Here is a 24,787-nt window from a genome sequence, read left to right as displayed (position 1 = left end):
GGTGGGTCCGGCTGGTCCGGACACCCGGCCGGACCCCCTGTCCGGACCCCCTGTGCGGGGAGGGGCCCGAAAGGGAGGGACCGGGGTTCAGGCCGCGCGGGTGAGCAGGTGCTGGACGAGGGCGATCAGGGCCCTCGCCGAGGACGTCTGGTCCCTGGCGTCGCAGTAGACGACCGGGGTGTCGGGCAGCAGGTCGAGGGCCTCGCGGATCTCGTCCTCGTCGAACTCGGCCTTCGCGTCGAAGGTGTTGACGGCGATGGCGTACTCCAGGCCGTACTTCTCGACCAGGTCGATCACCGGAAACGTTTCAGCCAGCCGGGACGGGTCGACCAGGAGCAGTGCTCCGAGAGCGCCGCGGGCCATGTCCTCCCACAGCTGCATGAAGCGCTGCTGACCGGGCGTACCGAACAGGTACAGCACCAGTTCGTCGCTCAGCGTGAGCCGGCCGAAGTCCAGCGCGACCGTGGTCGTCACCTTGTCCGGCGCGCCCCTCAGGTCGTCCACGTGGGCGGACGCCTGGGTCATCTTCTCCTCGGTGCGCAGCGGGGCGATCTCCGACAGCGAGCCGATGTACGTGGTCTTGCCCACGGCGAAGTGCCCTACGACAAGGATCTTCGCGGTGGTGGTGACCGCGTCTGAGACGTAGATCGTCTCAGCCGTAGAGCGATTCGAGTCCATGCAGCACCTTTTCGATGATTCCTCTGTCGACGGACTGGGCGCGTGGGGGCGCGGCACGGCGCAGGAGATGACCCTGTTCGAATAAATCGGTCAGCAGGAGTCGGGCCACACCCACCGGCAGCGACAGGTGCGCGGCGACCTCCGCGACGGAGAGGTAGCCGCCGCCGCACAGGTCCCAGATGGCCCGCACCTCGGGGCCGGCGCCGAGCGGCACCTCCCGGTCGGGAGCCAGCGTGACCAGGGTGTGCAGAGACAGGTCGTCGGCGGTCGGCAGCCGTCGCCCGCCCGTGATGACGTACGAGCGGACGAAGTCGCTGGTGACCGTGACCGGAGCTTCCTCGCCGTGCGCGTTCATGCTTCCGCACCGGCGTTCTGACGCGGCGGGGTGGTCATCGCCTTGCCGAGCGCCCCCACCTGCTGCTGCATCCGGAACGACATGGCCTCCATGTCGACGTCCAGCGCTGCCGACACGGCGAGGTAGGCGCCGCTGCCCGCGGCTATGAGGAAGATCCAGCCGCCGTCGTACTCGATCAGCGTCTGCTTCCACAGACCGAGTCCGAAGCCCACGAAGGGGGCGACGGCCCGGCTGAGGGACTGCATCGAGCTCATCGCGGCGGCGTTGGTCTCGGCAGCGTCGCGGTCGATGTCACTGGACCGCTCCAGCAGCAGGCCGTCGGCCGAGACGAGGATCGCGTGACGGGCGCCGCGCACCTGCAGCACGTCGTTCAGCACCCACGACAGATCGGGATTCACTGGTCCTGTGGTCCTTCCATGGTCGTCGTGTCCCGCCCGAGCAGCGTTCCGCGCTGGAACGCACCGATACGTGAGGCCGTCACCTCGTTGTGGAGTTCCGCCGGCTCCGGCGGCGGTGGCACCACCGCGACCGGGCTGCCGCGCCGCCGCCGCTTGGGCAGGCCGCCGGCCGTCGTCCCGATCGGACGCTGCGGTCCGCCGGGCGTCGCCACCGGGGTCAGCCGCTGGGGGGCGACCGGAACCTCGGCCCGGGGTTCGGCCCTGTCGGCCCCGCCCTCGGGCTCCGGAACGTCCGTCGTCAACAGGTTCTCCGGCAAGAGAATCACCGCCCGTACGCCGCCGTAGGGGGACACCGAATCGACCGAGACCTTGAAGCCGTACCGGGTGGCGAGCATCCCGGACACGGCGAAGCCGAACTTCGGCGGGTCGCCGAGGCTCGTGATGTCGACCGGTGCCTGCGGGGAGAGCAGCACGGAGGCCCGCGCCTTCTCCTCCGTGTTCATACCGAGGCCGGCGTCGTCGACGATCAGACAGACACCGGTGGGTACGGCCTGGATGTTGATGTCGACGCGGGTGCCGGGCGCGCTGTAGTTGGTGGCGTTGGCCAGCAGTTCGGCCAGGACCACCGCGATGGGCTCGACGGCACGGCTGGCCACCGTGACGTTCACCTGGGTGTTGATGGTGACGCGGTCGAAGTGCTTGATGCGGCCCTGGGCGCTGCGGGCCACGTCGTACACGGACGCGGTGGACTCGCGCCGGCCGAGCCAGCCGCCGCACAGCACGGCGATGCCCTGTGCGCGCCGGCCGAACTGGCTGTTGGTGTGGTCGATCATCATCAGGTCGGCGAGGACCTGTTCGTCGTCGCCGTAGCGGCGCTGCGACTTCTCGATGATGAGCTGCTGTTCGTCGGCGAGCACCTGAAGCGTCCGCATCGCCGACTTCAGGACGGCCTTGGTGTCCTCCTCCGCGTCCTTGCGCACCGCCGCCAGATCGCCCGCGTGCTGTGCGTTCAGTTGGGTGTATTCCGCATAGAGGCGGTCGCGTTCACTCTGTACGGCTTCACGGACGCTCTGCAGGTCGTTGTTCTTCCTGCGGAGCGCCATGTTGGTTCGCCGGGCCCGCATCACTGCGACGACCGCAGCGACCAGGACCACAAGCAAGATCCACAGCAGTGGATCCTGGATCAATGACGTCATGAGACTCTCTTCAAGTCGCCTTGCGACAGGAGCAGTTGCAGTCCGACGGGGCCTGGCCTGGAACTCGGGCCTCGCCCGGTGGCGTACCTTACCGGCGGACCGATTCGGCCACTCCTTCGCATGGGACCCGTAGAGACTGCCCCCGTGCGCATGCCGCGCCTCAGCCTACTGAAAGTGCGATGATCTTAGCAGTCAAAAGACCGTCAAAAAGGTTCCGCTTACGCTCACTTGGAGACCTTCACAGGATGTGCGTACGGGTTCACGAGAGTTATGGACCCGATACCGTCCGGACGCGCGAAGGCCCGCTCCCCCTGTTCTCCGGGGAGCGGGCCTTCTGCGCGGACTCTCAGGCGGCGTCGGCCGCGGCGCCGAAGCCGGCCTCGGCGGGCCGCCAGTAGACGCCGTCGCCGCGCCGCAGGTGGTTCAGGTCCACCAGATGCCGGCGCAGCGTCACATGGTCGATCTGGCTCGCGCCCTCGCACCACACCCGCAGCCGCTCGTCGACGAGCCGCTCCGCGTACTCGATCCCGGGCTCGAAGGTCTCGTCGGCGATGTGCTGGAGCACGATCAGCTTCCGGCTCCAGCGGGCGGGCAGCCGTACGAGTCGGCCGTCCTCCCGTACGAAGGTCCGCAACACGTTCTCGGTCTGCTGCCGCTCGTTCTGCTCGGCTTGGTCGGATGCCATGTCCGCGAGGCTAACCCCTGCGCGAGCGCCCTCCCACCACTTTTCCCGACACCTTTCCCCTGACCGCTCCTCGAAAAGGGTGACGCCCGGGCCGCACGCCGTTACCAGGCGTGAGCGGGCGCGTTGTAGGGGAAGTACGGGCGCGAGTCGAGCGCCCGCACTCATCGAACCAAAGGAGAACGTGATGTCTCGCATCGCGAAGGTAGCCGTCGCCGCGCTCGGCACGGGTGCCGTGGTGCTCGGCGGTGCCGGTATGGCCATGGCTGACGCCGATGCCCAGGCCGCAGCCATCGGCTCGCCCGGCGTCCTGTCCGGCAACGTCCTGCAGGTCCCGATCCACGTGCCCGTCAACGTGTGCGGGAACACGATCAACGTGGTCGGCCTGCTGAACCCGGCCTTCGGCAACACCTGCATCAACGCCAGTGGCGACGACCACGACGACAAGAACGACGACAAGCACGGCAACCACGGCCCCAGCGGCTACGGCAGCTGACCCGTCGTACGCACACACCGGAAGAGCCCCGACGGTCCCACCGTCGGGGCTCTTCCATTCCCTTGCCTCGTACCTCGTACGCCCGCACGTCCCTACGCGTAGCGGTAGAGGTCGCTGTGGTCCTCCAGCTGGTCCGGCGTCAGGTCCCACGGGGGCAGCCTCTCGTGCCGGGCGACTACCCGGCCGCGCTGCGCGTCGCCGACCCGCGGCGGCCGGTCGGGCAGATAGCGGGCGCCGTGCCGTTCCCGCCAGCGCGACCAGCACAGGTCGACGAAGGCGTGGTGCAGCCAGAAGACGGGGTCGTTGACGGAGGCACCCCCGACCATGTGCCCGCCGACCCAGCGGTGGACGCGGTTGTGGTTGCGCCACGAGGCGGCGCCCCGCCCGCTCCCCCACCCTTCGAGTCTGTTGCGGAACCCCTTCGCGGACGTCGAGTTCCACGGCGACACGTCGTAGACGGGATCGTCGAGGGCCGAGTCGAGGTCCTGCCGGGTCGGCAGCTTGAGCGGCTCGCGGGCGCGCCCGAGGTCCCGGGTGAGGAAGTCGCCGTCGGTGACGCTCTCCTTGATGGTCCAGTCACCGTTGTCGTAGGCGAAGGGCCCGGTCATCACCCGCTGGTCGAAGGAGCGCCCGGTGCCACCGAGCAGGTCCTCGCTCCAGGGCACACCGGCCCTCGTACGGTCCCGGGTCCAGTCCCAGTACGGGAGCGTCACCGACGGATCCACGCGCTGCAACGCCTGCTCCAGCTCCAGCAGGAACTGCCGGTGCCAGGGCAGGAAGGACGGCGCCATGTGGGCCGTACGCAGCCCCTTGTCGCCGTCGGGGACGAAGTACTCGATGTGCGTGCGCACGAACTCGTCGTACTCGCCCCGCCGTTTGACCTCCATCAGCGCCCCGACGAACCGCCGCCGCTCGGAACGCGTCAGCGTGCTGACGTCCTTACGCGTGTAGGCCACGATCTCCCTCTCCTCCGCCGTCGACCGTCAACCGCCGCCCGGGTCCCAGCTCGTCGACGGCGGCGCGGGCCGCCTCCAGCGCCGTGGGGTACGAGCGGTAGTGGTCGACCATGGTCAGATACGTCCCGTCCGCCCGCCGCATCAGATGCAGGGGCCGCTCGTCCACGGTGACGTGCCACCGCTCGTCGCCGGGCGACCGCAGGGCCTGCGCCATGTGGTCGAGGTGATCCGCGTGCCCGGCGTCGGTCTTCATACCGCGCAGCCGGCGGCCCCGGTACGTCTCGTCGAACGACGAAGCCTCGTCGCCGCCTTGGTCGTGCCGGGGCCATGCCGCGGCGACGACCGGGACCACCGCCAGGGCGAGGGCAGACACACACAGGGCACGCAGCGCGTCCCGCCGCGTGCCCGAACAGGCCCGGGGACCTTCCGGTCCCCGCGGCACTCTGCTGACGAACAACACTCTCTCCCCAACCTCTCGTTCGGTTCGTTCAGGAACGGCGACCGCCCGGTGACCGGGCCCGGGTGTCGGCCCCGGGCCCAGAGGGTCCAGTTCGTCAGGTCTCGTGACTGCCCGGACTACAGCGAGCCGAGTCCCAGGACGCCCGTGGGGGCCGTCTGCAGCAGCGGGGTGAGCACGGCGGCCTGCGGCTCCTCGAGCGTCGGCAGCCCGAACACGTCGGGGTTCGACGCGGTCATGGGCGTGTCCACGGACAGACCGGGGGTCAGGGTCCGCAGGTCTGCCGCGGGGAGGCTGACCCCGGCCTCGTCGAAGCCCTTGCCGAGCACCTGCGGCAGCGGCGTCCGCGCCGACAGACCGGGCAGCGCGGCACCCATCGGCACCTGCGGCAGCGCGCTGTCCGGGATCATCCGCCCCTCGGCGTACCGCGGTCCCTCGGGCACGCCCGGCGTCAGCAGCGGCAGTTCACCGCCGACCTTGGGCAGGCTCATGTTGAGGGACTTCTCGACGCCGTCCAGCGGTACGGGTACGGGGACCGTGCCGGCCGCGACGGCAGGGGCCGCGGAGCCCACCGCCGCCGCCACGCCGGTGAGGACAGTGGCGGCAAGGATTCGGGTGGTCGACTTCATGACAGTTACGGTCCTTTTCAGGAATCGGGGGGTGTTCGTCCGTATCGCGTAACGATCCTGGGAACCGCATCAGCTCAAGATTCCCCCGTGTGGCGCATTAGTCGTCCGATCAGCCCGGAAAAGCGGCCCGGCCCGGACGGCCGACCCGCCCGTCCGGGCCCCGGACCTCACCGCTCACCCGCGACCGTCGGCTCGGCCGTCAGCGCAGGCTGCGGGCCGGGAGGATGACGTGGGCCGCGGCGGTCAGGGTCTCCTCGGCGCCCGCGAAGGCGGCCAGCGCCTCCGGCGCGATGGGCTTGCCGGGCTGGGCCTCGGGCCAGGCGCGGGTGGTGAACACCAGGTAGGCGAAGCCCCGTTCGGCGACCGCGGTGAGCCACTCCGGGGGCGCGGTGCACTGGGCGTTGAGCTGCGACATGTTGAGAACGGCCGAACCCGCCTCGACGAGCAGGCTGACCGGCAGGCTCGGGCGGGTGGAGCCGTCGACGATGTCACCGCCGACCGGCAGACCGGTGTTGGCGAGGAGCTGCTCGACGGCGACGGCCGAGGCCTCCGGGCCGCCCTCGCCGTCCCCGAGGGAGTAGGCGAGCAGGTAGGGCATGTCGCCGTCGGGGGCCTCACCGCTCCAGGCCATCACGACGAGCGTGCCCAGGTCGGCGATGCGGAAAGGGCGCGTTTCGCTTGAGGTTGAGGTCACCGCGGAACCTTATCGACGGGATTTGGGGCACCCGGCCGCATTCTCACTCGACCGGGGGATTTCCCGCCGGTATCCACACGAAAGAGGGACGGGACTCGAACAACGCGAAGGACCGACTCCGCGCGGCGGAACCGGTCCTTTCGACACGCGTGTCAGCCCTGGAGGGAGAGGCCGCCGAGCAGCCCGCCGTTCGAGTTGAGGGCGGCCGTCGCGCCCTTCACCGTACTGAGCGCCGAATCCTTGTTCTCGGTGTCGAGCGCGTTCGACTGGTGCTGGAGCGGCTGCACCTGGTCCAGGTCGAGGGGGCCCTTGGTGAGCGTGTTGACGGCGCCGTTGAGGCTGGTGGGCGTGAGGTCGGCGGTGTCGTGGGCGAACGCGGGCGCGGCGGCTCCGGCGATGACCAGGGACCCGGCAACAACAGCGGCAGCCTTCAGGGACTTCATCGTGTTCCTTTCTTCGGCAACTCATGTCACCGGCGGGAATTCTGTCGCCGTGCCTAACGAGCCCCGGTCGCGGGGGAAACCCCGTACGCAGAAATTTCTGCGGCGCGGCTGATTCCGGAACACGGAATGCGTCTCAAAGGATTGACGCACAAGTGAAATCGACGCGCGGGAAGAAGAACGGTCGTTGTACCGGCCTGGTGGGGCCGGCACAACGACCGGGAGGGTGGCCCTAGCGGGCCGGCAGCGGCAGGGGCGGCACCGGGACCGGCAGTGGCGGCACCGCCGCCGGCAGCTCGGGCAGCGGCGGCAGGCCCGCCAGGTCCGGCGCCGGCAGGCCGCCGCCGAGCAGGGTGGCGGCGACGAACCCGACGAGGCTCGTCACCACGCCGGTGACGGCCGGGGCGACGCTCGCGGCATCGCCGGACGTGACCGCCGTGAGCAGCGTGTCGACCGACTTCTGCAGCGCGGTGAGCGCGTCCCCCTGGATGTCGAGCGGGCCCTTGCCCGCCTTGCCGTGCTTGAGGCCCAGCGGGAGAGCGGGCGCGGGCGGCAGCACGGGCGCCGTCGGGAGAGCCGGGGTCGTCGGCAGCGCGGGGGTGGTGGGAAGTGCCGGAGTGGCCGGGACCGCGGGAGCCTCCGGGACCGCCGGCACCGCGGGAGCCTCCGGGACCGCCGGGACCGCCGGGGTCACCGGCAGCGCCACCGGCGGAGTGGCCGGGGCCGCCGCCGTGGCCGCGGTGATGGCCGCCTTCACGGCGTCACCCAGCTTCGTCGCCTCGTCCAGCGGCAGCTGGCCGTCGTCCGCCTTGCGTACGGCGTCCAGGAGATCGGTGACGGGTTTCAGTACGCCGCCCAGGTCGCCCAGCGACTTCACCTGCGCGAGGAGCGCGTCGGCGTTGGGGACGGGCGCCCGGGAAGCCGAGTGGCCGCGCTTGCGGGCCGCGTCGCCGTCCGCCGCCAGGGCGGCCTGTGTGGCTATGCCGAGCAGGAGGGTGGCGCAGAGTGCGGTGGCCGCGAGACGCCGTGCGGGCAGAGCACGCATGGAGGGTTCCTTTCGGTGGTTCGGTGGTTCGGTCCGGCGATCTGTGCCGGACCGTGTGTCCGCTGTCGGATCCACCGTCAGATCCACCGTTGACACCTGCAACCGGTCATACGCGCAAAGTGACGGTCCGTCGGCCGCGTCCCGTGCGTCATCGCTGGTGAGGGCCTGTATCGAGGCTCGCCCGACGAGTTGGCCGCCCGGCCCGCCATTCGGGCCAAACGCCGGAAACGCGAACCGGCCGCTCTCCCTGGAAAGAAGAGCGGCCGGCAGAAGGGGCAGCGTCGACCGATGTCAGTCGTTGACGCAGGTGTTGCCGAACGCCGGGTTCAGCAGACCGACGATGTTGACGGTGTTGCCGCAGACGTTGACAGGAATGTGGATCGGGACCTGCAGGACGTTGCCCGACAGGACACCCGGGGAGTGGGCAGCGACGCCGTGCGCGTCGCTGTCGGCGGCGGCGACACCGGCGGTACCCGCCACGGCGGCGACGGCAACGGTGGAAAGGGCAAGGCCCTTCGCGATACGCGACATGGAGAAGTACTCCTTGGAAGTTGTCACAAACATCCGGGCGGGATGCCCGGCGCTGTGTCAACGCGTGGCACGCGCCCGGGTTGTGCCGCCAATGGGGTGATCTCTCGAATCGTCCGGCTGCACGATTACGACACAGTCACCATGAATCACCAATAAATACGCATAGCGGCTAGAGTTGCCCACCTTCTGTCAGCCGCCCCGGAGCCGCCCAAAAATCCGTCCGTCGGTCCACGCCCCCTTTCCCGACTTCTCCCGACCTTTTCCCGAAAGGGCAATGCCGGTCATGTCTGTTTCCCCGGGTCTTCTGCTGCGCCGAGCGATGGTGGGCGTCTTCGCCCTCGCCGCGATCTGGACTCCGGGAGGTACGGCGACCGCCGCGCCACCCGTCGGCCAGGAGCCCGGCAAGGAGTCGGCACACCTCGCGTTCACCCAGCGGTACCGCGCGCTCCAGCACGGCGGGATCGTCCGCGCGGCCAACGTGTCCATCAGCTGCCGCGCCGCTCTCGGAACCTGCGCGGGCATCCGCAGGGGCGAGAACCTCGTGACGGGAACGGGCGGTGCCAGAGCGGCGGCCAACGGCGACCTGGACATGTTCTACGTCGACGTCGACAGCGACCCGAACACGTACAACTCCAGCCGCGCGGAGGTCCGGGTGCCGCAGGGCGGCCGGGTCTCGTACGCGCGGCTGTACTGGGGCGGCAACCTCAAGGTCGGGGAGCAGAAGCCGCCGAAGGACAACGGGCGGGTGCTGATCGCCGAGCCCGGCGGCCAGTACAAGCAACTGCTCGCGGACTCGGTCGTCGGACACCGGGTGGCGCAGGGCGCCGACGCGTTCCAGGCCTCCGCCGATGTCACGAAACTGGTCCGGGACAGCGGTTCGGGGCTGTACACCGTCGCGCAGGTCAATGTGGCGATGGGAAGGTCGGCGGCCGGGGCGTGGGGCGGCTGGACGCTGGTCGTGGCGTACGAGAACGCGGCCGAGCCGCTGCGGCACCTCGCCGTGTGGGACGGGTTCGACGCGCTGGGGGACCGGAAGGGTGACAGCACGTTGGTCCGGTTGGCCGAACTGAAGTTCCCGACGGGCGCGAACGGGCGCGCGGGGCTGGTCGCCTACAACGGGGACCGCGGCAGCGCCGGCGACTCCCTGACGGTGTCCGCCGCAGGGCGTACAACGGCGCTGGGGGACGCGGCGAACCCCCTCGACGACGTGCTGAACTCCACGATCGGCGGAGCTGTCTCGGAGCGCGTTCCGGCATACGCGAACACCCTCGGCTACGACTCGGACGTGTTCGAACTGGGGACGGCGCTGCGGCGCGGTGGTGACCAGCTGGCCTTCCGGCTCGTTTCCCAGCGGGACGCGGCGTGGGCCGGCGCACTTTTCGTGGCCGTCGACGCCCGGCAGTAGCCGAGGTGCGTCCGGCACCGCCACCCGCGAGCGAGGAAACCGCGCATGCAACTGATCGCACCCGACACCCGGCCACGGGTCCTGCACGTCACCCAGCCGGTGGACGGCGGGGTGGCCCGGGTCGTGACGGACCTGGCGCGGGCCCAGCTCGCCGCCGGTCTGCACGTCACGGTCGCATGCCCGGACGGCGGTGACCTCGCCGCGCGACTGCGGGCGCTCGGCGCCGACGTACACCCCTGGCACGCGACACGCTCGCCGGGGCCCTCGCTCGTCGGGGAGGTGCGGCGGCTTCGGCGGGTGGTCGAGGCGGTGCGGCCGGATGTCGTGCACGCGCACAGCGCCAAGGCCGGGCTCGCCGCCCGGCTGGCGGTACGGGGGCGGGTGACGACGGTGTTCCAGCCGCACGCCTGGTCGTTCGAGGCGGTCGGCGGGCCCACCGCCGCGCTGGCTCTCAAGTGGGAGCGGTGGGGCGCGCGTTGGGCCTCCCGGGTGGTGTGTGTGAGCGACGCCGAACGGGCGACCGGGGTGCGCGCCGGGATCGCCGGGCAGTGGCGGGTGATCCCGAACGGGATCGACACGGAGCGCTTCCACCCGGCTCCCGTGGACTCCGTACGGGCCGGGATTCCGCTGCTCGCGGAGGTCGATCCGGCCGCCCCGCTGGTCGTGTGCGTGGGGCGGCTGTGCCGGCAGAAGGGGCAGGACGTGCTGCTCCGGGCGTGGGACGAGGTCGCGCGGCGGGTGCCGGGGGCACGGCTGGTGCTCGTCGGTGACGGTCCGGAGGCCCAGCGGCTGCGGGATCTCGCCCCCGACTCCGTGCTGTTCGCGGGGGCCGTCACCGATGCCGTCCCCTGGTACCGGGCGGCCGATCTGGTGGTCCTGCCCTCGCGGTGGGAAGGCATGGCGCTGGCGCCGCTGGAGGCGATGGGCTGCGGGCGACCGGTGGTCGTCACCGACGTGGACGGCGGGCGCGAGAGTCTGCCCGCCGCTCTCGCACCGCGCTGTCTGGTGCCGGCCGAGAACCCGGCCGCGCTGGCCGGGACCGTCTCCGAACTGCTGCTCGACCCCCCGCTGCGTGAGTCGCTGGGGCAACTGGGGCGTCGGCACGTCCTGTCCGCGCACGACGTACGGCACTGTGCCGAGGCCGTCGCGGGCGTGTACCGCGAGCTGATCACCGCGCACGCCGTGCGGCCCGTGCGCGCCGAGTACAGGGAGTCCATCCACTCGTGACTGCGGAAAGTACCGTCCCCTCCCCCGGCGGAGGGCCTCGGGAGCACGGATTCTCGACAGTGTCGGCCGTCTCGGTCATCCCGCGCCGCGGGTCGGCCGGCGGCTTCAGATTCCCGGCCGGGCGGCGCCCCGCCCCCCGGCCGGCCTCCCCGCTGCCACTGCTCGCCGTCGACAGCACCGCCGCCCTGCTCGGCGCCCTGGCACTGACCGAGCCCCAGCGCCACCCCGTTCTCGTCGGCGCGCTGCTGCTGGGTGTGGTCGTGCTGAACACGCGGGCCTCGCTCTACCGGCCCGAGTCCGTGCCCGCGTTCCTCGACGAACTGCCCGCCGTCTGCGGCCGGATCGCGATGGGCTGGCTGGCGCTGGCCGCGGTGATCGGGGCGTACGCGTCCGCCGACGCGCTGTCCGCGCGGACCCTCGTCCTGGGCTTCGCGGTACAGGTGGCGGCCAGTGCGGCGGGGCGCGCGACCGTCCACTGGCGCCGGCGCCGGGCGTTGCTGCGCCGCCCGCACACGGCCCTCGTCATCGGCCCGGCCGGCACCGCCCGCCGCGTGGCCGCCGCGTTCCTGCGCCACCCCGCGTGCGGGGTACGGCCGGTGGGGCTCGTCACCGACCATCCGGACGGCGGGGCGGGCCTGCCCGTGCTGACCACCGGTGAGGAGGTCCAGCGGGCGCTGATCCAGAACGGCGTGCGTTCCGTGCTCGCCGTCCATCCCTCCGTACGGGCCGAACAGGGACCGCTGCTGAGGGCGTTGGCGGAGTCGGGCTGCACGGTGTGGGAGATCGACGCCGAGTCGCCCTCGTACGAGAGCGCCGAGCGGCTCGCCGGGTTCTCCTGCCGGCGGCTCGCGATGGTGCCGGACCGGCCGGGCAGCCTCGGCAAACGGCTGCTCGACGTCGTGGTCTCGGGCACTCTGCTCCTGATGGTCTCGCCGCTGCTGCTGCTGTGCGCAGTGGTGCTGCGGCTGACCGGCGGGCGGGGAGTGGTCTTCAAGCAGGAGCGCATCGGCCTGGACGGGCGCCCCTTCACCCTCCTCAAGTTCCGCACCCACCGCCCGGTCGACGAGATGGAGTCGGCGACCCGCTGGAGCGTCGCCGACGAGCAGCGCATGAACTGGTTCTGCCGCCTCCTGCGCCGCACCTCGCTGGACGAGCTCCTGCAGCTGTGGAACGTCCTCTGGGGCGATATGAGCCTGGTCGGTCCGAGGCCCGAACGCCCGTACTTCGTGGGCAAGTTCAGCCAGACCTACCCCGGTTACGCGGCCCGCCACCGGATGCAGACCGGGATCACCGGGCTCGCCCAGATCCACGGGCTGCGCGGCGACACCTCGATCGAGGACCGCTGCCGGTTCGACAACGCCTACATCGACAACTGGTCACTGTGGCAGGACATCTGCATCCTGCTGCGCACCGCCGCCACGCTCGTCCGCCCGACAGGAAGCTGAGCGCAGTGAGCCACAGCCCCACGCTGACGTTGGCGCGCCGAGCGCCCTTCCCGTACGTCACGTCCGTCGCGTCCCTCGCTCCGCTCCTGCCCGTGATCCTGGTGATCGCCCTGCTCGCGCTGCCGGCCACGCAGGGCACCGACGGCGGCGCGACCCCGGCCGACGCCGTCTCCGGGCTGGTGGTCGTCCACTGCGCGATCCGGGTCGTACGGGAGCGGCGGCGCCCCCTGTCCCGGACGGCCGCCCTGGTGCTCGGGATGCCGGTGGTCGGGCTCGCGGTCGCGGCCGTCGGGGCGTCCTCGCCTGCGGTCGGGATCGGGGGCCTGGGGCGCTACCTCCAGATCTTCGTGCTGGTCCCGGCGTCCGTGGTGCTGCTGGTCCGGGACCGGCGCGACTTCCGGGTGCTGGCCTGGTCGTTCGTCACCTTCGCCCTGTTCCAGGGGGCGGTCGGGGTGCACCAGTTCGTGACCGGGACCGGCGCCTCCTACCAGGGCGAGGAGATCCGGGCGGTGGGCACCTTCGGGCCCGCCGACGTGATGGGCATGGCGACCGTGGTGGCCTTCGGGCTGATGTGCGCGCTGGGGCTGGCCCTCGGGGCGACCGCCGCCCGGCAGCGGGCCGTCGCCGCCGGCTGCGCCCTGGTGCTGCTCGCCCCGCTCGCCGTCTCCTTCAGCCGGGGCGCCTGGATCGCCACGTCGGCGGCCTGCACCCTGCAGCTGATGCTGGCCGGGATGCGGCGCGCGCTGAAGGTGGGCGCGGTGGTGGCCGCCTCGGCGGTGATCCTGGTCGGCGGCCTGGGCCTCGGTTCGGTGATGCTCCAGGAGCGGATCAGCAGCATCGGCCAGGTCACCGACGCCCCGGACCAGTCGGTCACCGACCGGTACACGATGTGGGCGGCGGCTACCGACATGTGGAGCGAACACCCGCTCACCGGTGTCGGGTTGAAGGGTTTCCCCGAACACCGCGACGGACACGCCTCGTTGGCCCTGTCCTCGGGCAGCGACACGGAGGGCGCCGGCGCCGCGTTCCGCAAGCAGCCGCTGCTGTCCCCGCACAACATGTATCTGCTGGTGCTGAGCGAGCAGGGCCTCATCGGGCTCCTGGCCCTGGGGGGCAGCTGGCTGGCGCTGCTGGTGTGCGGCCTGCAGGGGCTGGTGCGGACCCGGCGGTCGGCGAACGGCGGCCTCGACTGCGCCCTCGCCGCCTGCGGGCTGCTGATCTGGCAGCTGATCGACTTCCTGTACGCCGACATCGGCGGGCCCGCGACCGTGCTGACCGCCGTCGTCTTCGGGTTCGTCGCCTGGTGGGCCCTCGTCGGTGGCGACGACGTGCCCGAGGCCTCGACGCGATGAACGCGACGCCGCCCCGGACCGAGGGAGAGACCAGAGTGACGCTGCCCGCGGCACGCGCCGCCACGCCGGTCACGAAGGGAAACGGCGACGGCGAGCACTGCGACGAGGGCAGCGACGGCAACGAACCCGCCGGACTCGCCCCCGTCTCCCGGAAGTTCCTCGCCAAGGCCACGCTCGTCACGGCCGTCCTCTCGGTCGCGGGCGCCCTGCTCGGGCTGGTCCGGGACCAGTCGCTGGCCCGGCTGTTCGGGGCCGGCAGCGACACGGACGCCTTCCTGGTGGCGTGGACCGTGCCGGAGTTCGCGGCGACCCTGCTCATCGAGGACGGGCTGGCCTTCATCCTGATCCCGGCGTTCAGCATGGCGCTGGCCCGGCGCGCCCACGGTGCCCCGGGCGATCCGGTGCGGGCGCTGGTCGCCACGACGCTGCCCCGGCTGGCGCTGGCGTTCACAGCGGTGGGCGCGCTGCTGATCGCCACCGCTCCCTACCTGGTCGAGGCGCTCGCCCCCGGCCTGCCCGACCCGTCGCTCGCCGTGGACTGCACCCGCCTCACCGCCACCTGCGTCCTCAGCTTCGGGCTCGCCGGGTACTGCAGCGCGGCCCTGCGCGCGCACCGGCGGTTCCTGGCGCCGGCGGCGATCTACGTGGCCTACAACACCGGCATCATCACGGCGATGTTCGTGCTGGGCGGGCGCTGGGGGGTGCGCTCGGCGGCGGTCGGGGTGGCGGTGGGCGGTGCCTTGATGGTCGTCACCCAACTGCCTTCTGGTCTACGGCAGTTGCGGCGGCGCCGGTCGGCCGCACCCGAAGAGATCGTGGTGGAGGAGACGTCCGGGACGCCGATGGCGTTCGCGCTCGTCGCGCCCGTGCTGCTCTTCGCGCTGACCCGGCAGTCGCAGGTGCTCGTCGAGCGGTTCCTCGCCTCCACGCTCCCCGCCGGGGCCATCTCGCACCTGAACTACGCGCAGAAGGTGGCGCAGATCCCGATGACGCTGTCGCTGATGCTGTGCACGGTCACCTTCCCGGTGGTCGCGCAGGCCATCGCGGAGGGCGACACCGAGCGGGCCCGCAGCCGGGTGGAGCGGGACATCGCGCTGGCCGCCTGGGTGGTGCTGCTCGGCGCGGCCTCGGTGGTCGCCTGTGCGCCGCAGGTCATCGAACTCCTCTTCCAGCGGGGGGCGTTCACCGCCCGGGACACCGAGGCGACGGCCACCGTGATGCGTGTGTACGCGGTCGGGCTGCTCGGGCACACCCTGGTCGGCGCGCTCGTCCGCTCGTACTTCTCCTCGAACCGGCCGACCTGGTACCCGCTGGCCGCGATGGCCGTGGGCATCGTCACGACCTCGTGGATCGGCGCGTGGACGGTCGGCCCGTGGGGGGTGTGCGGGATCGCCGCCGCCAACGCCGCCGGGATCACCCTGTCGGCCGCCCTGCTGCTGTACGGGATGGGCCCGCGCAGTGTGCCCATCCGGAAGCGCCAGGTGCTGGCCGAGCTGAGCAAGCCGGTGCGCGCGTCGGCGTGCGCCACGGCCGCCGGGGTGTTCGTGACCAACCGGATCGACGGGCCCGTGGCGGGACTCGCCGCCGGTACGGCGACCGTCACCGTCGTCTACTTCCTGCTCGGCCGGCTCATGCGGGCCCAGGCCGTGCAGAGCTTCGTCCTCGCACTCCGTTCCGTACTCTCCATGACCCGAAGGCTTCCGCATGCCCGCAAGCGCACCCGCTCCCACGCCCGCCCCCGTACCCGCCGCCGCGACCGGGTCCGCTGAGCATGGCCGTGAACGTGGCCGAAGAGACGCCCGCCCGGGTTCCGTGCCCTGGGTGGCGATGTACCACTCGGTGGGCGACTGCTCGGACGACCCGTACCACGTCACGGTCACGCCCGAGCGCCTCGACGCCCAACTGCGTTGGCTGCACCGGCGCGGGCTGCGGGGCGTGGGTGTGGCCGAGCTGCTCGCCGCCCGTTCCCGGGGCGAGGGGCGTGATCTCGTCGGGCTCACCTTCGACGACGGGTACGCCGACTTCCTGACCAACGCCCTTCCGGTGCTGGAGCGTTGGAAGTGCGGCGCGACCCTCTTCGTGCTGTCGGGGCGGCTCGGCGGGGAGAACGCCTGGGATCCGCTGGGCCCGCGCAAACCGCTGCTGACGGCGGAGGGCATCCGCGCCGTCGCCCAGGCCGGGGTGGAAATCGGTTCCCATGGGCTGACGCATGTCGACCTGACGAAGGCGGACGACGAGCTGCTGCACGCCGAGGTCGCCGAAAGCAGAGCGGTGCTCGCGGAGTTGAGCGGTGCTCCGGTCTCCGGGTTCTGCTATCCGTACGGGACGGTCGACCAGCGGGCGGCCGATGCCGTGAAGGCGGCCGGCTACGGATACGGCTGCGCGATCGACCCGGGCCCGCTGAACGGCGTCCATGTCCTCCCCCGCGTCCACATCGGCGAGAACGACACCGCCGTACGCCTGCATCTCAAGTACCGGCTGCACCGGCTGCGGCGCCGGCCGGCCCGGGGAGTGTGACGGCGTGAAGGCCCTGCACATCATCACCGGCCTCGGGGTCGGCGGCGCCGAGCAGCAACTCCGGCTGCTGCTCCGGCACTTGCCGGTCGACTGCGATGTCGTGACGCTCACCAACCCGGGCTCGGTCGCCGACGGTCTGGTCGCCGACGGCGTCCGGGTCGTCCACCTCGGCATGGCCGGCAACCGCGACCTCGCCGCCCTGCCCCGCCTGGTCGACGTCATCCGCTCGGGCGGCTACGACCTGGTGCACACCCACCTCTACCGGGCCTGCGTGTACGGCAGGATCGCCGCGCGGCTCGCGGGCGTACGGGCGATCGTCGCCACCGAACACTCCCTCGGCGACTCGCAGATGGAGGGGCGGCGGCTGACCGCCGGGGTCCGCGCGCTGTATCTGGCCGGCGAACGGCTCGGCCGCACCACCGTCGCCGTGTCCCCCACGGTCGCCGAGCGGCTCCGCCGCTGGGGGGTGCCCGCGCCCCGGATCGAGGTCGTCCCCAACGGCATCGACCTGACCCGCTTCCGCTTCGACCCGGTCGCCCGCCGCCGCACCCGCGAACGCCTCGGGCTGCCCGAGGGGGCGTACGTCGTCGGCGGCGTCGGACGGCTCGCACCGGGCAAGCGCTTCACCGACCTGATCGGCGCCCTGTCCCGACTTCCGGACAACTGCTGGCTGTTGCTCGTCGGCGGCGGCCCCGAGGAACACGTCCTGCGGCGCACCGCGAGCGAGGCGGGCGTGGCCGACCGGGTGCTGTTCACCGGCGAACGGCCCTACGTACCGGACGGCACCCCCGGCCCCGACCTGCCCTCCCTCACCTCCGCGATGGACGTGCTCGCCTCCCCGTGCCCGGAGGAGGCCTTCGGCCTCGCGGTCGTGGAGGCGCTGGCCGCCGGGCTGCCCGTCCGGTACGTCTCCTGCCCGGCGATCGAGGACCTGCCCCCGGAGGCCGCCGAGGGCGCCCGGCGCATCCCCGGGGGCGCGGACTCCTTCGCGCGCGCCCTCACGGAGGCCCGCGCGCTGGGCCCACGGGACCGCACGCCCCCCGCCGCGGCCCACCACTACGACATCACCCGCAGCGCCGCCCAGCTCATGGACGTGTACGCGGCGATCACCCCTGCCATGAAGCCGGCCCCGTCCCCGTCCTCACCATCCCCGTCACCTCAGGGAGCCCCATCCTCATGACCGAGAACGCCAGCAGAGTCCCCCGCCTCACCCCCTTCACCCGCACCCGCGTCCTGCCCGCGTGGTACCTCCTCACGGCCAGTGCCGTGCTCGGCGGCCTCCTCGGCGGCGCGTACGGCACCTTCAAGGCGCCCACCTACACGGCCACCAGCTACGTCGTCGCCGTACCGACCGAGAAGTCCGACCCGGCGTCCGCGCTCGGTTTCGCGCAGGCGTACGGGCGGGTCGCCACTCAGCTCGCGGTGCTCGGGGACGCCCAGGTGTGGGCGGGCGTACCGATGTCGACGCTGCGCAAGAGCGTGCAGACGGCGACCTCGCCGGACGCGCCCATGGTCGCCGTCTCGGCCACCTCCCCCCGCCGCGACCTCGCCGCCGACATGGCGAACGCCGTGGCCCGTTCCCTCACCCGGCACGCGAACGACACCAAGGAGTCCACCCACGTGGAGCTGCTCCAGTTCTCGCGCGCGGTCAAGCCGACCGAGCCGTCCTCGGCCCCGTCCACGGTGACCGGGCTGGTCGGCGCGAGCGCGGGCGGGCTGCTCGGCGGACTGGTGCTGCTGGTGCGGCCCCGGCGGCGTACGGAGGAGCCGGCGCTCGCGGCCTCCGTACCGGGCCCGGCCGTCGCCGCCGACGCACACGGCCAGCTGTGACGGTCACGATCACGGGCGCCCTGCGCACCGAACTCGTCAGCGACGAGGCCGCCTTCGCCGAACTGGCCCCGGCCTGGGGCCGGTTGTACCGGCGGTGCGCCGCGGCGACCCCGTTCCAGAGCCATGCCTGGCTGCACTCGTGGTGGCTGTCCTACGGCGTCCCGGGCCGGCTGCGGATCGTCGTGGTCCGCGACCCGGAGGGCGAACTCCTCGCCGCCGCCCCGCTGATGCGCGTACACCGCCCACTGCCCGCCCTCGTACCGCTCGGCGGCGCGATCTCCGACTACGGTGATGTGCTCCTCGACGACGACACGGCCGACGAGGCCGCCGCCGCCCTCGCCGAGGGTCTCTCGGACGCCGCGCGCACCGCGCTGATCGACCTCCGCGAGGTCCGGCCGGGCGGCGCGGCAGAACGCGTGTACGAGCGCTGGCGTGGCCCGCGCCGCCAGGTCAGGGACTCCGTGTGCCTGGAGCTGCCCGCCGTCTCCATGGACGGCCTGGTCTCCCGCCTCCCCGCCGCCAAGGCCCAGCGGGTCCGCGCCAAGCTGCGCAAGCTGACCGCACTCGGCGTCGAGCGCCGCGTCGTCGGCCCCGACGAGGTCGACGCGGCCCTGGCCCGCCTCCTGGAACTGCACCAACTCCAGTGGCAGGGAAGGAAGGTGACGTCGGAACACCTCCAGCCCCGGTTCCGCGAACACCTCGCCCGGTCGGTGGGGCCGATGGTGCGCTCGGGGGACGCCGTGGTCACCGAGTTCCGCCTCGACGACAGCGTGGTCGCCGTCGATCTGACGCTGCTGTCGGGACGCCTCGCGGGCGGCTATCTGTACGGCGCCCATCCTGGCCTGCGGAAACGGAAGGCGGACGTCGCCGTGATGCTCCTCGACGCCTGCGCCCAGCACACCGGGTCGGGCGGGCACAGCACGCTGAGCCTGCTGCGCGGTGACGAGCCGTACAAGCACCACTGGCGCCCCGAACCCGTCGTCAACAAAAGGCTGTTGCTGGCCCGGCGGCTGACGGCACCGCTGATGTCCGCGGTCGTGTGCGATGTCGCCGCCCGCAGCCGGGGCAAGGAACTCCTGCGCCGGCTGCGGGAACGCGACGGAAACGGAAGCGGCAGTGGCGGCGGAGGGGAAAGCGGCAACGGTGGCGGCGGATCGTGAACGACCCGCCGCCACAGGGCGGTCACCGGCTGCGCGACCACCAGTCGAACTTCAGGCACAGCTTCCCGCCCATCCAGTACTCCACCCAGTCGCCCAGATCCAGCGGCGAGCAGTTGGGCGGCGGCAGCGGCACGGGCGGGGTGACCGGGTCCGTGGGCTTCGGCGGCTCGGGGGTCGGGACCGGCGTCGGGACCGGCGGCACCGGGGTCGGCACGGTCGGCTCGGTGTCCTTACGGCCCGTCAGGATCTGGCGGTACACCTCGGACGCCCTCGGATTGCTGCCGCACTGCCACACGCCGTGCGGGCAGTAGTCGGTCAGCGTGTTGTACAGCGGCTTGTGCTCGTCCATCCACGCGAGCATGCGCCGCATGTACTCCGGGTTGTCGCCGTTGCGGAACAGTCCCCATTCCGGATAGGAAATGGGCTTTCCGTGAGCCTTGGCGAAATCCACATGCGCCTGAAGTCCGTAGGGCTCGCTCACCTGCTCGTCGAATGAGAGTCCCCGGGGCTGGTCATAGGAGTCCATGCCGATGATGTCGACCGTGTCGTCCCCCGGATAGCACTGCGGCCACGGAATGGCGTCCTTGCCCCGGGTCGGATTGAAATCGAACCGGAATTTCTGGCCCGGCACCGCCCGCATGGTGGTGACGATCCTGTTCCAGTACCTCTTCCAGGCCTCCGGGTCCGGCCCGCAGCGATGGGTGTACGTGATGCCGTTCATTTCCCAGCCGAGCACGATGACCGTGTCCGGAATGTTCAGCGCGACCAGCCGCTCGGCCAGGGCGCGGAAGTGGTGATCGTAGAGACCGGCCGCGCCGCGCCTCAGCTGCACCTGGACCTGACGGTCGGAGACGCCCTCCTCGTTGCGCTCCAGCATGGGCACGTTGAGGACGAACAGCCGGTCCTGCTCGGCCCGCCGCCAGTCCGCCCACACGTCGAGGAAACCGGGCAGCCCCTCGATGTTGCTCCACCGGTCGCCCGGCAGATAGGTGTGGCCGATCTTGAGATCGGCGCCGCCCAGCCAGCTGCTGAGCTCGGCGATCCTGGCCGTGCCCCGTTCGCCGTCGTAGTCGACGTACGCGCCGAAGGCGGGGAGCCGGGGCGGCTCGGGGAGCTCCGGCGGCTCGACCTTGGGAGGCTCGGGAGCCACCGGGGGTTCGGGGGTCACGGGGGCGACCGGTGCCACGATCCCGGTGGGCGGGGTCGGCTGCGTGACCGTGTCCGGTACGGGGACGGGGGGATCGGCCACCCCCGCGCCCACGGCGTGTCCCGGCCCCGTCGCCAGGACGGCCGACGCGACGACCGCCGCCGCCAGGAACGCCAGCCGTCCGGTGCGGGCCCGTCGCTTGTGTGGGGCCATGCCTGCTCCTTCCTCCACGCGCGTACTCCCTGTTCTCACACTGCCTGTTTTCGCACTGCGTGTTCTCGTCCTGCCTTTTCACCTACTGACACTCAGTCATATGAGTATGAATTCCGCCACCGCGCTTGAGACTTTCGAGTGTTCCGCTCGCCCGCACGAGTGAACCGACCCGAAGGAAACCCGAAAACACATGTCCGTGTCGCTGCTCGACACCCGCGTCCCCGCCGTCCTCGTGCGGACCGACCGGAATCCCTTTCACCACGGAACACTGGGCGCCGTCCGCTCACTGGGCCGGGCGGGCGTCGACGTCCATCTGATCGCCGACGTCGACGGAAGTCCCGTACGCAGATCCCGCTTCGTACGACAACTGCATCCGCCGCCGCTGCCCGGCGCCGCCCCCGCCGACATCGCCCACGCCCTGCTGCGGGTGGCCTCCCAGATCACGCGGCCCGCCGTACTGATCCCGCTCGACGACGCGAGCGCCGTCGCCGTGGGCCGGGCCCGGGCCGAACTGGCGCCCGCCTTTCTGCTGCCGCAGCAGCCCGGCGCGCTGACCGAACGGGTGGCCGACAAGGCAGAACTGGCCGCCGTGTGCGCGGCCGTGGGCGTGCCGCACCCCCTGACCCTCATCCCGGACAGCGCGACCGAGGCCGCCGCCGTGGCCTGGCACCTCGGGCTGCCGGCCGTGGCGAAGTGGAGCCGGCCGTGGCTGCTCCCGGCCGACAGCGACCTGCGCAGCACGGTCGTCGTGCGCTCGGCGCGGCAGGCCCGGGAGCTGTACCAGCGCACGGAGGAGGCGGGCAGCCGGCTGCTCCTCCAGGCGTTCCTGCCGCCGGGACCGGACCTCGACTGGTTCTGCCACGGGTACGTCGACCGCACCGGGACCGTGCGCGGCGGCGGTCACGGCCGCAAGCTGCACGCCTGGCCGCGCGGCGCCGGCCTGACGGCGGTGGGTCACTGGACCCCGAACGCGTCGGTGCGGGCGCTCTCCGAACGCGTCGTCGGCGAACTGGGCTACCGGGGCATCTTCGACCTCGACTTCCGCCGCTGCGCCACCACCGGCGACTACCACCTGCTCGACTTCAACCCGCGCCCCGGCGCCCAGTTCCGGCTCTTCACCGACACGGCCGGGCTGGACGTCGTACGCGCCCAGCACCTCGACCTGACCCACCGTCCGCTGCCCGAGGGGGCGCCGCGGCCCGGGCGGGCGTTCGTGGTCGAGAACTACGCGCCGCTCAGCGCGCTGCGCCCGGCGCCGGCCGGCCGCGAGCTGGCCTGGCACGCCCCGGACGACCTCGCGCCCGGCTGGGCGATGTGGGCGCTGTGGGCCCGGCACGCCGCCCGTCGCCTGCCGACCCGGATGCGCCGGCTGTGCGAACGCCCCGGGCCGGACGACACACCGGTCCGCGTGGTCCGGCAGGCGGTGGCCGACGCACCGCATCCACTGCCCGAGGGCTCCCTTACCGACGGCTCCTTGAGCGACGACGAGAAAGCGAACAGCTACTGATGTACGACCTGCTGGTGGTGGGCGCGGGCCCCTACGGCCTGTCCATCGCCTCCCACGCCGCCGGCGCCGGGCTCCGGCTGCGTGTCCTCGGCCGGCCCATGGCCTCCTGGCGCGACCACATGCCCCGGGGCATGTTCCTCAAGTCGGAGCCGTGGGCGTCGAACCTGTCCGACCCCGACGACCGCTGGCGCCTGGACACGTACTGCGCCGGTCAGGGCGTCGAGGCACGGCACGGGCAGCCGATCCCGCTGGAGATGTTCGCCGCGTACGGGCAGTGGTTCGCGCGCAATGCCGTGCCCGGGGTCGACGAACGGACGGTGACCCGGGTCACGCCCGCGGCCGGGGGCTTCGAGGCGGTGACGGAGGACGGCGAGACGGTACGCGCCCGGACCGTCGCCCTGGCCGTCGGAGTGCTCCCCTTCGTGGAGATCCCCGCCGCGCTGCGCGGCTTCGGCCCCGACCTGGTCTCGCACAGCAGCCACCACGGCGACCTCGACCGCTTCCGCGGCCGGGACGTCACGGTGATCGGCGGCGGCCAGGCAGCCCTGGAGACGGCGGCCCTGCTCGCCGAACAGGGATCCCGGGTACGGGTGTTGGCCCGCGCGGAGCAGCTGACCTGGAACGACGTACCGCCGCCGTGGGAGCGCCCCTGGTGGCGCTCGGCCCGTGCCCCGCACAGCGGCCTGGGCTGCGGCTGGCGCAACTGGTTCTACGCGGAACGCCCCCGCCTCTTCCACCGCCTCCCGGAACAGACCCGCGCCCGGATCGCCGCCACGGCTCTCGGCCCGGCGGGCGCCTGGTGGGTACGCGACCGCGTCGAACCGGCGGTGGAGGTCCTCCTCGGCCAAGAGGTCTCGGTGGCACGGGAGTTGACGGGCGCCGACGGCGGTGTGCGGCTGGACACGGTGACCCGGTCCGGCGAACGGCGCTCCCTGGAGACCGAACACGTCATCGCGGCAACGGGGTTCAGGGCCACGTGCGACCGGCTGGGCCTGCTGGACCCCCGACTCGGCGCCGGCCTGGGCGCGTTGGCGGACGGTTCGCCGGCGGTCGGACGGCACTTCGAGTCCTCGTACCCCGGCCTGTTCCTGGCGGGCCTGGTGACGGCGTCCGGCTTCGGCCCGGCGATGCGCTTCGTGCACGGCGCGACCTTCACCGCGGAGACGCTCGTACGAGGGGTGCGGCGCCGGCTGCGGGCAGGGGATCGGGCGGGCGGTGCGACGGTGCCGGGGCAAGGGCGGCGCGAGGGGGTGCGGTCCGCGTCCGCGGGGTAGGCCGTTCGTCTGCTGCGGGCCCGGTGGGGCTGGGCGCGCCCACGCGGCGGAGCCGCATGCCGGCCCCTGAACGAGCCACGCGCCCCTTGCGGGGCGGGTGGCTCATCCGGGTACCTGGGGCCCTACCCGTGATGCCTCACTCGTGGGCGCCGGGCTGGCCGCGCCTGCCCCGTCGGTACAGGACGACACCACCGGCGATCATCACGACGCTGACGGCCGAGGCCGCGATCAACTCCTCACGACTGCCGGTCGGCGGCAGGTGGGGCGGCTTGGTCGGCGGCACGGTGGGAGGCGTCGTCGTCGGCGGGCCCGTGGGGGGCTTGGTCGGCGGGGTCGTCGGGGGCTTGGTCGGAGGCTTGGTGGGAGGCGTCGTCGTCGGCGGGCCCGTGGGGGGCTTCGTGGGGGGCTTGGTCGGAGGCTTGGTCGGCGGGGTCGACGGCGGCTTCGTCGGAGGCGTCGACGGCGGCTTGGTCGGAGGCTTGGTGGGAGGCGTCGTCGTCGGCGGGCCCGTGGGGGGCTTCGTGGGGGGCTTGGTCGGCGGGGTCGGCGGGGTCGTCGGGGGCTTCGTCGGAGGCGTCGACGGCGGCTTGGTCGGAGGCTTGGTGGGAGGCATCGTCGTCGGCGGGCCCGTGGGGGGCTTCGTGGGGGGCTTGGTCGGCGGGGTCGTCGGGGGCTTCGTGGGCGGGGTCGTCGGAGGCGTCGACGGCGGCTTGGTGGGGGGCTTCGTCGGAGGCTTGGTCGGCGGGGTCGTCGGAGGCTTGGTCGGGGGCGTCGTGGGCGGGGTCGTCGGAGGCTTCGTCGGAGGCTTGGTGGGGGGCTTCGTGGGCGGGGTCGTCGGAGGCTTCGTCGGAGGCTTGGTGGGGGGCTTCGTCGGCGGGGTCGTCGGAGGCTTCGTCGGCGGGATGTCGCCGTAGCCGTGACCGTTCCCGTTCCCGTGACCGTTCCCGTTCCCGTGACCGTTCCCGTGGCCGTGGCCGTGGCCGTTCCCCTGGTTGTTGCCGTAGCCGGGGTCGTCGTGTGGGGCGCCCGGGGCTCCGTGTGCAGCCGCGCCGTTGACTGCCCTGCCCGCGTCCGCGTCGGCCAGGGCGGAAATGCCGTAGAGGGACAAGAGGCTCGTCGCGGCGGCCGCCACGACCATCCCCCTGCTCAGACT

27 protein-coding genes are annotated in these 24,787 nt (G+C 72.3%); 13 read left to right on the top strand and 14 right to left on the bottom strand.

Features of this window, described 5'->3' with window-relative positions:
• Positions 1–87: 87 nt before the first annotated feature.
• From ACW4TU_RS29645 to ACW4TU_RS29625, 5 genes are all read right to left on the bottom strand, one after another.
• Positions 88–678 (bottom strand): GTP-binding protein, encoded by a 591-nt coding sequence (locus tag ACW4TU_RS29645; protein WP_457418010.1) that lies wholly within the window; start codon positions 676–678, stop codon positions 88–90.
• Positions 653–1,033, bottom strand: a complete 381-nt coding sequence (locus ACW4TU_RS29640) for a DUF742 domain-containing protein (RefSeq protein WP_457418008.1) — start codon at positions 1,031–1,033, stop codon at positions 653–655. Before ACW4TU_RS29640 ends, ACW4TU_RS29645 begins: the two co-directional genes overlap by 26 nt.
• Positions 1,030–1,431 carry a roadblock/LC7 domain-containing protein gene (locus tag ACW4TU_RS29635; RefSeq protein ID WP_164313030.1) on the bottom strand — a complete coding sequence of 134 codons (402 nt, stop codon included), beginning with the start codon at positions 1,429–1,431 and terminating at the stop codon, positions 1,030–1,032. The genes ACW4TU_RS29640 and ACW4TU_RS29635 overlap by 4 nt, the downstream gene beginning before the upstream one ends.
• Positions 1,428–2,627, bottom strand: a complete 1,200-nt coding sequence (locus ACW4TU_RS29630) for an ATP-binding protein (protein WP_457418006.1) — start codon at positions 2,625–2,627, stop codon at positions 1,428–1,430. Before ACW4TU_RS29630 ends, ACW4TU_RS29635 begins: the two co-directional genes overlap by 4 nt.
• 346 nt (positions 2,628–2,973) lie before the next feature.
• The gene (locus tag ACW4TU_RS29625; protein ID WP_457418004.1) at positions 2,974–3,312 is read right to left on the bottom strand and encodes a DUF2087 domain-containing protein; all 339 of its coding nucleotides are present in this window, start codon (positions 3,310–3,312) and stop codon (positions 2,974–2,976) included.
• A gap of 184 nt (positions 3,313–3,496) precedes the next feature.
• On the opposite strand from ACW4TU_RS29625, the gene ACW4TU_RS29620 reads away from it, so the two are divergent.
• Positions 3,497–3,805, top strand: a complete 309-nt coding sequence (locus tag ACW4TU_RS29620) for a chaplin (protein ID WP_457418002.1) — start codon at positions 3,497–3,499, stop codon at positions 3,803–3,805.
• Positions 3,806–3,897: 92 nt separating this feature from the next.
• Here the strand turns inward: ACW4TU_RS29620 and ACW4TU_RS29615 are convergent, their stop codons facing one another.
• The 7 genes from ACW4TU_RS29615 to ACW4TU_RS29585 form a co-directional block, all read right to left on the bottom strand.
• Complete coding sequence (locus tag ACW4TU_RS29615; protein ID WP_457418000.1) at positions 3,898–4,761, bottom strand: tyrosinase family protein; 864 nt, start codon at positions 4,759–4,761, stop codon at positions 3,898–3,900.
• Positions 4,745–5,134 (bottom strand): tyrosinase family oxidase copper chaperone, encoded by a 390-nt coding sequence (locus ACW4TU_RS29610; protein WP_457417998.1) that lies wholly within the window; start codon positions 5,132–5,134, stop codon positions 4,745–4,747. The genes ACW4TU_RS29615 and ACW4TU_RS29610 overlap by 17 nt, the downstream gene beginning before the upstream one ends.
• A gap of 203 nt (positions 5,135–5,337) precedes the next feature.
• Positions 5,338–5,847 carry a hypothetical protein gene (locus ACW4TU_RS29605; protein WP_457417996.1) on the bottom strand — a complete coding sequence of 170 codons (510 nt, stop codon included), beginning with the start codon at positions 5,845–5,847 and terminating at the stop codon, positions 5,338–5,340.
• 199 nt (positions 5,848–6,046) lie between these two features.
• The gene (locus tag ACW4TU_RS29600; RefSeq protein WP_457417994.1) at positions 6,047–6,541 is read right to left on the bottom strand and encodes a DUF5949 family protein; all 495 of its coding nucleotides are present in this window, start codon (positions 6,539–6,541) and stop codon (positions 6,047–6,049) included.
• 152 nt (positions 6,542–6,693) lie between these two features.
• Positions 6,694–6,984, bottom strand: a complete 291-nt coding sequence (locus tag ACW4TU_RS29595; RefSeq protein ID WP_457417992.1) for a hypothetical protein — start codon at positions 6,982–6,984, stop codon at positions 6,694–6,696.
• Positions 6,985–7,213: 229 nt separating this feature from the next.
• Entirely contained in the window at positions 7,214–8,026 is an 813-nt protein-coding gene (locus tag ACW4TU_RS29590) for a hypothetical protein (protein ID WP_457417990.1), read from the bottom strand.
• Positions 8,027–8,317: 291 nt separating this feature from the next.
• Positions 8,318–8,557, bottom strand: coding sequence for a chaplin (locus tag ACW4TU_RS29585; RefSeq protein ID WP_457417988.1), 240 nt, complete (start codon positions 8,555–8,557; stop codon positions 8,318–8,320).
• Between the two features lie 283 nt (positions 8,558–8,840).
• Between ACW4TU_RS29585 and ACW4TU_RS29580 the strand changes: the two genes are divergently transcribed.
• Genes ACW4TU_RS29580 through ACW4TU_RS29540 form a run of 9 tightly spaced genes read left to right on the top strand, consistent with a single transcriptional unit; the run spans position 8,841 to position 19,493 of the window.
• A complete protein-coding gene (locus tag ACW4TU_RS29580; protein WP_457417986.1) occupies positions 8,841–9,962 on the top strand; it encodes a DUF3344 domain-containing protein in 1,122 nt (373 codons plus the stop codon).
• Between the two features lie 45 nt (positions 9,963–10,007).
• Positions 10,008–11,189, top strand: coding sequence for a glycosyltransferase (locus tag ACW4TU_RS29575; RefSeq protein WP_457417984.1), 1,182 nt, complete (start codon positions 10,008–10,010; stop codon positions 11,187–11,189).
• Positions 11,186–12,634, top strand: a complete 1,449-nt coding sequence (locus ACW4TU_RS29570; protein WP_457417982.1) for a sugar transferase — start codon at positions 11,186–11,188, stop codon at positions 12,632–12,634. The genes ACW4TU_RS29575 and ACW4TU_RS29570 overlap by 4 nt, the downstream gene beginning before the upstream one ends.
• Positions 12,635–12,657: 23 nt before the next feature.
• Positions 12,658–13,986, top strand: a complete 1,329-nt coding sequence (locus ACW4TU_RS29565; RefSeq protein ID WP_457430383.1) for an O-antigen ligase family protein — start codon at positions 12,658–12,660, stop codon at positions 13,984–13,986.
• On the top strand, positions 13,983–15,755 hold the full coding sequence (gene murJ, locus ACW4TU_RS29560) for a murein biosynthesis integral membrane protein MurJ (protein ID WP_457417980.1): 1,773 nt from the start codon (positions 13,983–13,985) through the stop codon (positions 15,753–15,755). Before ACW4TU_RS29565 ends, murJ begins: the two co-directional genes overlap by 4 nt.
• A 58-nt stretch (positions 15,756–15,813) precedes the next feature.
• The gene (locus ACW4TU_RS29555) at positions 15,814–16,503 is read left to right on the top strand and encodes a polysaccharide deacetylase family protein (protein ID WP_457430381.1); all 690 of its coding nucleotides are present in this window, start codon (positions 15,814–15,816) and stop codon (positions 16,501–16,503) included.
• A gap of 4 nt (positions 16,504–16,507) precedes the next feature.
• The gene (locus tag ACW4TU_RS29550; RefSeq protein WP_457417978.1) at positions 16,508–17,683 is read left to right on the top strand and encodes a glycosyltransferase; all 1,176 of its coding nucleotides are present in this window, start codon (positions 16,508–16,510) and stop codon (positions 17,681–17,683) included.
• Positions 17,680–18,333 (top strand): YveK family protein, encoded by a 654-nt coding sequence (locus ACW4TU_RS29545; protein ID WP_457417976.1) that lies wholly within the window; start codon positions 17,680–17,682, stop codon positions 18,331–18,333. Before ACW4TU_RS29550 ends, ACW4TU_RS29545 begins: the two co-directional genes overlap by 4 nt.
• On the top strand, positions 18,330–19,493 hold the full coding sequence (locus ACW4TU_RS29540) for a GNAT family N-acetyltransferase (protein ID WP_457417974.1): 1,164 nt from the start codon (positions 18,330–18,332) through the stop codon (positions 19,491–19,493). Before ACW4TU_RS29545 ends, ACW4TU_RS29540 begins: the two co-directional genes overlap by 4 nt.
• 22 nt (positions 19,494–19,515) lie before the next feature.
• On the opposite strand, the gene ACW4TU_RS29535 is transcribed toward ACW4TU_RS29540, so the two are convergent.
• Positions 19,516–20,853: a glycoside hydrolase family 26 protein gene (locus ACW4TU_RS29535; RefSeq protein ID WP_457417972.1), complete on the bottom strand. Its 1,338-nt coding sequence runs from the start codon at positions 20,851–20,853 to the stop codon at positions 19,516–19,518.
• Positions 20,854–21,043: 190 nt separating this feature from the next.
• Here ACW4TU_RS29535 and ACW4TU_RS29530 point away from each other — a divergent pair, with 190 nt between their 5' ends.
• Positions 21,044–22,360 carry a carboxylate--amine ligase gene (locus ACW4TU_RS29530; protein WP_457417970.1) on the top strand — a complete coding sequence of 439 codons (1,317 nt, stop codon included), beginning with the start codon at positions 21,044–21,046 and terminating at the stop codon, positions 22,358–22,360.
• Positions 22,360–23,634 (top strand): NAD(P)-binding domain-containing protein, encoded by a 1,275-nt coding sequence (locus ACW4TU_RS29525; protein ID WP_457417968.1) that lies wholly within the window; start codon positions 22,360–22,362, stop codon positions 23,632–23,634. Before ACW4TU_RS29530 ends, ACW4TU_RS29525 begins: the two co-directional genes overlap by 1 nt.
• A gap of 136 nt (positions 23,635–23,770) precedes the next feature.
• Here the strand turns inward: ACW4TU_RS29525 and ACW4TU_RS29520 are convergent, their stop codons facing one another.
• Complete coding sequence (locus ACW4TU_RS29520) at positions 23,771–23,917, bottom strand: hypothetical protein (protein WP_164406813.1); 147 nt, start codon at positions 23,915–23,917, stop codon at positions 23,771–23,773.
• On the opposite strand from ACW4TU_RS29520, the gene ACW4TU_RS29515 reads away from it, so the two are divergent.
• Entirely contained in the window at positions 23,904–24,548 is a 645-nt protein-coding gene (locus ACW4TU_RS29515; protein ID WP_457417966.1) for a hypothetical protein, read from the top strand. The genes ACW4TU_RS29520 and ACW4TU_RS29515 overlap by 14 nt on opposite strands.
• The last annotated feature ends 239 nt before the right edge of the window (positions 24,549–24,787 follow it).

The sequence above is a fragment of the Streptomyces kryoterrae genome (assembly GCF_054072135.1).
Note: the sequence above shows the minus strand (reverse complement) of the source record. Positions and strands in the feature narration are given on the sequence as shown.